This window comes from Myroides sp. C4067, assembly GCF_038039665.1.
Taxonomy (GTDB): Bacteria; Bacteroidota; Bacteroidia; order Flavobacteriales; family Flavobacteriaceae; genus Flavobacterium; species Flavobacterium odoratimimum.
The window spans coordinates 24,531-31,873 of the sequence record NZ_JBBPHJ010000032.1 but is presented as its reverse complement, the minus strand read 5'-3'; the positions used below and the strand labels follow the sequence as shown (position 1 = coordinate 31,873).

Below are 7,343 nucleotides of genomic sequence, written 5' to 3'. Positions count from 1 at the left end.
CCTTTTTAGATTAACTAGACTTTTTGCCTAGTCCCCAACTTTTGTCACTGATCCTATTGTTTTCTCTACTTGGTCTAGACTACCGTACTCATCTTGATCTCCTTGTATAAATAACAATGGAGACACTATTCCCTTCATCTCCTCTTCTACTGTCCAATCTTGGTATTCTGGAGATAACCAAGTATCTACCCATGCTCGGACTACATCATCTACCTTAGTTCCGTGATATTTCACTAAGCGCTCAGCTAAATCTGTAGTCTCATAAGCAGTCTTAGCAGCTTGTACTCCTTCTAAAGTTACTTTCTCTACAAAGATATGTGCTGCCTCAGCTACTAAGGCTAAAGTGTGATCTGGATACATTGCTGCAAATAATAAAGCAATAGACGCACCATCACTATGCCCAAATAAAGCAACGCGCTCTAACTCTAATTCTTCCAATAAGTCTTTTAAGAATACTGCTTCTTGCTTTAGATAGTCTTTTCCTCTCTTCGTAGTATCCATCTTATCTGATAGTCCATACCCTACTCTGTCATATACTAATACATCACACTGCAACCGTTCTGCTAACAATTCTGGCCAATCTCTCCACAGGGTAACACAGCCTAATGAATCATGTAGTAATACTAGTGTGTACTTACTCTCTCCTTGATAAAAAAAGTGTTTATAAAAAATATTCTTTTGATTGACTAAGACACAATCTTGAATAGCTGTAATCATTTACGGTAAGTTTTATTGTCGTTAGTCTCAAAAATAAAAAGGATATCTGGGGTGTGCAAATAAGATTCTGTAGGATATTTTGCCTAGTCCCCAACTTTTGTCACTGATCCACTTTTTGCCTAGTCCCCAACTTTTGTCACTGATCCATTATTTTACACTTTCCTCCCCAACTTTTAACGTTGATCCGTTATTATTCTGTTTAAAGAGATCAACTAAAACAATTTAAAAACAAAAAAGCCTCAACGTAAGTTGAGGCTTCTGTGATCCAATCAGGATTCGAACCTGAGACCTACTGCTTAGAAGGCAGTTGCTCTATCCAGCTGAGCTATTGGACCTAACCAAAAAACATTAGATGTTTTTCTTTCGTCGGGGTGGCAGGATTCGAACCTGCGACCTCCTGCTCCCAAAGCAGGCGCGATGACCGGGCTACGCTACACCCCGAAAAAAGCGGAGAGACAGGGACTCGAACCCTGGCATCGGTTACCCGATGACAGATTAGCAATCTGCTCCGTTACCACTCCGGCACCTCTCCGTTGCTAAGAGAATTACTTCTCTAATGCGGATGCAAACTTAGCACTACTTTTGGTTCTATGCAAGCTTTTGAAAGAAAAAAACAACAAAAAATTACCACATAAAAACAAACCTATTCATAGTCAATGAAGTAAACACAAATAAAAAAAACATTATTTTTTTATTTCTTAGATAATTATCCAAAATCAAGATATTTTATGTATTTTCCCACATCTTTATTGAGCCTTACAGAAGGTCTAAAGTTTTAAAACAAAAATCAAACTTAATTAATTCTATAAATTATGAGTAAAAAAGTAGTTATTGTTTCTGCTGCTAGAACACCAATAGGAAGTTTCTTAGGAAGTTTATCAACTGTACCAGCTACAGTATTAGGTGCTACTGCTATTAAAGGGGCACTAGATAAGATCAACCTTGATGCTAATCTAGTAGATGAAGTATTGATGGGGAATGTAGTTCAAGCAGGAGAAGGACAAGCACCTGCACGTCAAGCGGCTTTAAAAGCAGGTTTGTCTAAAGAGGTAGCTTGTACTACAATAAATAAAGTTTGTGCATCAGGCATGAAAGCGATTATGCAAGGGACACAAGCTATTATGGCAGGTGATGCAGAAATAGTTGTAGCAGGTGGAATGGAGAATATGAGTATGATTCCTCATTATGTACACATGCGTAATGGTAACAAATTTGGTCCTGCAACTATCATTGATGGTTTACAAAATGACGGTCTAGTAGATGCATATGACAATAATGCTATGGGAGTATCTGCAGACTTATGTGCTAGTACACATAATATCTCAAGAGAAGAACAAGATAACTTCGCTATTAAATCTTATGAGCGTTCTGCAAAAGCATGGGATGCTGGTAAGTTTAACAACGAGGTAGTTCCTGTATCTGTACCTCAACGAAGAGGAGATGCTATCGTAGTTTCTAAGGATGAGGAATACACAAATGTAAAATTAGATAAGATTACTTCTTTACGCCCTGCTTTTACAAAAGAAGGAACGGTGACTGCTGCTAATGCTTCTACTATCAATGATGGAGCTGCTGCTGTAGTAATCATGAGCGAAGAAAAAGCATTAAGCTTAGGATTAAAACCTCTAGCTTATATCAAAGGATATGCGGATGCTGCTCAAGAGCCTGAGTGGTTTACTACTGCTCCTGCTAAAGCATTGCCTAAAGCGCTTAAAAAAGCGAATGTAGCTATCGAAGATGTGGACTTCTTCGAATTTAACGAAGCGTTCTCTGTAGTTGGTATTGCTAATACTAAATTACTTAATATCGATCCAGAAAAAGTAAACGTAAACGGTGGAGCTGTTTCTTTAGGTCACCCTCTAGGATGTTCTGGTGCTCGTATCATCGTAACATTATTAAGTGTATTAGAACAAAACAATGCAAAAATAGGAGCTGCTGCTATCTGTAATGGTGGTGGTGGTGCATCAGCATTAGTTATCGAAAGAGCTTAATTTTTAATAATATATTCAAGATGAGTTTGATTAGTTCAAACTCATCTTTTATTTTTGTACTTTAATTCAAACCTATATTATGTTTGCATATTGCAACCTTGCCATTGTACCCTTAAGACTTGAACCAAGCGACAGAAGCGAAATGGTCTCTCAAGTCCTTTTCGGTGAACACTTTACTATTTTAGAAAGAACAGAGAAGTGGTCGAAAATAGAATTAGCTTTCGACAAGTACCAAGGTTGGATCGATAATAAACAATATCAAGAAATCTCTGAAGAAGATTATAAATACCTTCAAAACACATCTGTTATTCACTCTGCGGAGTTAGTAGACTTTATTTCTTCTAACAACAATCACTTAATGGCAGTACCTCTTGGTAGTTGTCTTACAGGATTAAAAAAGAACAGCATCAATACAGATAACTTCACTTATGAAGGACTGACTATCACTGGTCAATTTACAAAACAAACTTTTCTAAAGACTGCATTTATGTACTTAAATACTCCTTACTTATGGGGAGGGAAAACGCCTTTCGGAATAGACTGTTCTGGTTTTACACAAATGGTTTACAGAATCAATGGATATAGAATTCCTCGTGATGCCTCACAACAAGCAGCTATAGGAGAAGCCTTAAGCTTCATCGAAGAAAGCGAAATAGGCGACTTAGCTTTCTTTGACAATGCTGAGGGTAATATCATCCATGTAGGGATAATCATGGAGAACAACTATATCATACACGCTCATGGAAAAGTCCGTATAGACAGACTAGATCACTTAGGAATTTATAATATCGATTCTGGTAGACATACTCATAAACTAAGAGTAATCAAGAAAATCATTTAAGTCTATAGTAAGTTTAGGTCTCCGCTTTTCTAATGGAAGCACAATTCATTACAAGGACTTATATAATTGTTTTTTAATTGGCTATTTTATCCTATTTAGCTCAAAAACTATTCGTTAAGACAATAGAAAGTATTTGATATTGCAAAAAAAATAAACGTATCTTTGCTGCAAATATCGACATATATGAATACTTTCGAGCAATTTAATCTACCGAAAGCCCTTGAAAAAGCTCTTAATGAGCTTAATATTATTTCACCAACTCCTATACAAGCTAAATCATTTCCAGTTATTCTTTCTGGAAGAGATATGATGGGTATTGCCCAAACAGGTACAGGAAAGACATTTGCCTACCTTCTACCTATCTTAAAACAATGGAAGTTTAGCCATGCTGAATCTCCTAGAGTAGTGATACTAGTACCTACACGTGAACTTGTAGTACAAGTAGTAGATGAAGTAGAAAAGCTTACAGCCTATATGTCTGTAAGAACATTAGGGGTATATGGTGGTACCAATATCAATACACAACGAAAAGCTGTCTATGAAGGTGTAGATATCCTAGTAGGTACACCTGGACGTATGATGGACTTAGCTCTAGATGGAGTATTGCGTTTTGATAATTTACAGAAGTTAGTCATTGATGAATTTGATGAAATACTAAACTTAGGGTTTAGAACACAGCTTACATCTATTCTTACAATGATGAAAGGAAAACGTCAAAATATCTTATTCTCTGCTACTATGACAGAAGAAGTAGACGAAGTACTTGACGAATATTTTGACTTCCCTGAAGAAGTATCTCTTGCTCCTTCTGGAACTCCGTTAGAGAATATAGATCAACAGATATATAATGTACCTAACTTCAACACGAAGTTAAATCTATTAATGCACTTACTTAGCAATAAAGAAGAGTTTAATAGAGTACTTATCTTTATCAACAGTAAACGTCTTGCAGATGTTGTAATGGAAAAGCTAGAAGCAGCCTTTCCTGAAGAATTCACTGTAATTCACTCTAACAAATCTCAGAACTTCCGTATGAGATCTATGGCTGAGTTCCAAGCGAATGAATTAAGAGGTCTTCTAACTACAGATATAATGGCTCGTGGACTTGATATCTCTGATATTAGCCACGTAATCAACTTACAGTTCACTGACTCTCCAGAACAGTATATTCACCGAATAGGACGTACAGGACGTGCTGATAAAAAAGGTACGGCTATCTCTATCGTAGACCCTAAAGAGGAAGAAGTAAAATTAGCTGCAGAGATTCTAATGGAGAAAGAACTTAGAGCAATGACAATCCCAGAAGAAGTAGTCATCTCTGAGTCACTTATGGAGTTTGAAAAATCTAAGTTAAAGTCTAAACAACTTGCTAAGGTTAAAAAGCCAATAGAAAAAGGAGCTGCTTTCCACGAGAAAAAAGACAAAAACCAAAAGGTAAATCTTGGAGGTCCTGGTAAACGTAACCCACGTAAAACTAAACCTCGTAACAGAGCAGTAGAAGCCAAAAGAGCTGCTAAACGCAAGAACAAATAAGATAATCGAACCATAAAAAAGCGTGCTAAATCAAGATTTAGCACGTTTTTTTTATATCTAAAAATATTCTCTTAAAAGAAAGAATACATATTTACTCTTTTATGTTTTCTTCTACAGCCTGTGGATTGTGTTTATACTTAAATATAATAGCAAACAATATAGTTACTACTAAAGCATATCCTGCGAATATAAGCCATGAATGTCTCCAACCTTCTAACTGTAAAGTAACATCTTCTTGGCTATATACAAAGTGATTCACAATGTACTGAGCGATAAGCATACCTATTGTTGCACCAAAACCGTTAGTCATCATCATAAAAACCCCTTGAGCTGAAGAACGAATATCTTCACTTGTTTCATTATCTACATATAGAGAACCTGATACATTAAAGAAGTCAAATGCGATTCCATAAACGATCATAGACAATATAAACATCCATACTCCATTTCCTGGATCACCTATACCAAAGAATCCGAAACGTAGAACCCAAGCAAACATTGACATCAACATTACCACTTTAATACCAAATTTTCTAAGAACAAATGGAATTAATAAGATACACAATGTTTCCGAAACTTGAGATAACGAGATTAACGCATTAGCATTATGTGCCCCCCAAGAGTCAGCGTATTCTGGTACTTTAGAGAAACTCGTGATAAAAGGATTAGCATACCCATTCGTAATCTGCAATGACACTCCTAACAACATTGAGAAGATAAAGAATACAGCCATCTTCTTCTCTTTAAACAAACTGAATGCCTTTAGTCCAAAAGCATCTGCTAAACTCTGTTTCTCATTAGATTTATTAATAGGACAATTAGGCAATACAAAACTGTATAAGAAAAGAACTATTCCTAAAACACCTGATACAAAGAATTGATAATAATTAGATTGGAAACTCTCAAAAGCGATATCTCCACCAAAGTTAAATCCTAAAGAACCATCACTGTGGAACCCAAAGAAGTTAACAAACAACATCGCACAGATAAATCCTACTGTACCAAAAGTACGTATAGGCGGAAAGGCCTTAATCGTATCGAGGTGATTCTGTTTTAATATTGCATAAGAAGTTGAATTAGATAAAGCGATTGTAGGCATAAAGAAAGCTACACTACAAGTGTAAAGTGTAAAGATCGTTGTAAAGTCTACATCCCCTCCTGCTATAAAACCGTAATAACCTGTAGCAATCATAAAAATAGCTGCAGCTAAGTGATTCAATCCTAACAACCTCTGAACTGGTATCCATCTATCAGCTACTATCCCCATGATAGCAGGCATAAAAATAGATACTATACCTTGCATGGCATAAAAAAGACCAATCTTAGGCCCTAGCCCAACTGATCCTAAATAGTTCCCCATAGATGTTAAATAAGCCCCCCAAACAGCAAATTCGAGGTAACTCATCAACGTCAATTTTGCTTTTACATTCATTACGTGTGATATTATTTCTGTGTTATTAGTTTAAGAGTTTACGCCCTTAAACCTCGTTTTATAAGTGTGTTTATAATAATTTATTTAATTCTTTTATGCGCTAACTCCAGAATTAAATTAAACTGTTCTTCTATAGTTAAATTAGAATTATCTACCTCTATCGCATCATCTGCCTTTACTAGTGGTGAATCTGCTCTGCTTGTATCTATTTTATCCCTTTCTACTACATTGTGAAACACTGCATCATAACTCACATTAGGGTCTTTATCTTTCAATTCGTCAAAACGTCTTTGAGCACGTATTTCTGGAGAGGCAGTCATAAATATCTTTAACTCTGCATCAGGAAACACAACTGTTCCTATATCTCTTCCATCCATTACTACTCCCTTAGACTTACCTAAGTTTTGTTGTTGTTCTACCAGCTTTCTTCTTACCTCAGGTACTTCTGCTATCTGACTTACGAACTGTGATACTTCTAAACTGCGTATCACACCTTCTACATTCTCTTGGTTTAAGAACACTTCTGCAAATCCTTTCTCTGGATTGTACTCAAAGTGTAGTTCTACTGATGGTAATGACTCTATTAATCCTTCTCTATTGAAGTAATTTTCTTTTATCAAACCTTTTCTCATTGCAGACAAAGTAACCGCTCTATACATAGCTCCTGTGTCTATATATACATAGCTAAGAGACTTCGCTAATGATTTCGCTAATGTACTTTTCCCCGTAGAGGAAAACCCATCAATCGCTATAGTAATCTTTTTCAAATTGAAAAATTTAAAATTAGTTTAAAACTCATTGATTTGTCAAATATAGTAGTATTTATAAG

Annotated in this window: 6 protein-coding genes and 3 tRNA genes; 3 read left to right on the top strand and 6 right to left on the bottom strand. The window is 35.9% G+C overall.

The window, feature by feature from the left end; all coding sequences use genetic code 11:
• Window positions 1-27: 27 nt before the first annotated feature.
• From AABL87_RS16005 to AABL87_RS15990, 4 genes are all read right to left on the bottom strand, one after another.
• Complete coding sequence (locus AABL87_RS16005; protein WP_341277592.1) at window positions 28-717, bottom strand: alpha/beta fold hydrolase; 690 nt, start codon at window positions 715-717, stop codon at window positions 28-30.
• Window positions 718-978: 261 nt separating this feature from the next.
• A tRNA-Arg gene (locus tag AABL87_RS16000) sits at window positions 979-1,052 on the bottom strand.
• A gap of 31 nt (window positions 1,053-1,083) precedes the next feature.
• Window positions 1,084-1,158: transfer RNA gene (locus AABL87_RS15995), tRNA-Pro, on the bottom strand.
• Between the two features lie 7 nt (window positions 1,159-1,165).
• A tRNA-Ser gene (locus tag AABL87_RS15990) sits at window positions 1,166-1,249 on the bottom strand.
• Between the two features lie 280 nt (window positions 1,250-1,529).
• On the opposite strand from AABL87_RS15990, the gene AABL87_RS15985 reads away from it, so the two are divergent.
• From AABL87_RS15985 to AABL87_RS15975, 3 genes are all read left to right on the top strand, one after another.
• On the top strand, window positions 1,530-2,708 hold the full coding sequence (locus tag AABL87_RS15985) for an acetyl-CoA C-acyltransferase (RefSeq protein WP_006265928.1): 1,179 nt from the start codon (window positions 1,530-1,532) through the stop codon (window positions 2,706-2,708).
• Window positions 2,709-2,787: 79 nt separating this feature from the next.
• Window positions 2,788-3,549, top strand: coding sequence for a C40 family peptidase (locus AABL87_RS15980; protein WP_006258745.1), 762 nt, complete (start codon window positions 2,788-2,790; stop codon window positions 3,547-3,549).
• 183 nt (window positions 3,550-3,732) lie between these two features.
• Window positions 3,733-5,082 (top strand): DEAD/DEAH box helicase, encoded by a 1,350-nt coding sequence (locus AABL87_RS15975; RefSeq protein ID WP_006264367.1) that lies wholly within the window; start codon window positions 3,733-3,735, stop codon window positions 5,080-5,082.
• Between the two features lie 91 nt (window positions 5,083-5,173).
• Here AABL87_RS15975 and AABL87_RS15970 read toward each other — a convergent pair whose 3' ends face one another.
• Both AABL87_RS15970 and cmk read right to left on the bottom strand, forming a co-directional pair.
• The gene (locus AABL87_RS15970) at window positions 5,174-6,514 is read right to left on the bottom strand and encodes an MFS transporter (RefSeq protein ID WP_006258747.1); all 1,341 of its coding nucleotides are present in this window, start codon (window positions 6,512-6,514) and stop codon (window positions 5,174-5,176) included.
• An 80-nt stretch (window positions 6,515-6,594) separates the two neighbouring features.
• Window positions 6,595-7,281 carry a (d)CMP kinase gene (cmk, locus tag AABL87_RS15965; protein WP_341277591.1) on the bottom strand — a complete coding sequence of 229 codons (687 nt, stop codon included), beginning with the start codon at window positions 7,279-7,281 and terminating at the stop codon, window positions 6,595-6,597.
• Between the last annotated feature and the right edge of the window lie 62 nt (window positions 7,282-7,343).

What these genes read in the sequence shown, in the direction of transcription:
- AABL87_RS16005 (WP_341277592.1), bottom strand. Translation starts at nt 717, where the DNA reads ATGATTACAGCTATTCAAGATTGTGTCTTAGTCAATCAAAAGAATATT.
- AABL87_RS15985 (WP_006265928.1), top strand. Translation starts at nt 1,530, where the DNA reads ATGAGTAAAAAAGTAGTTATTGTTTCTGCTGCTAGAACACCAATAGGA.
- AABL87_RS15980 (WP_006258745.1), top strand. Translation starts at nt 2,788, where the DNA reads ATGTTTGCATATTGCAACCTTGCCATTGTACCCTTAAGACTTGAACCA.
- AABL87_RS15975 (WP_006264367.1), top strand. Translation starts at nt 3,733, where the DNA reads ATGAATACTTTCGAGCAATTTAATCTACCGAAAGCCCTTGAAAAAGCT.
- AABL87_RS15970 (WP_006258747.1), bottom strand. Translation starts at nt 6,514, where the DNA reads ATGAATGTAAAAGCAAAATTGACGTTGATGAGTTACCTCGAATTTGCT.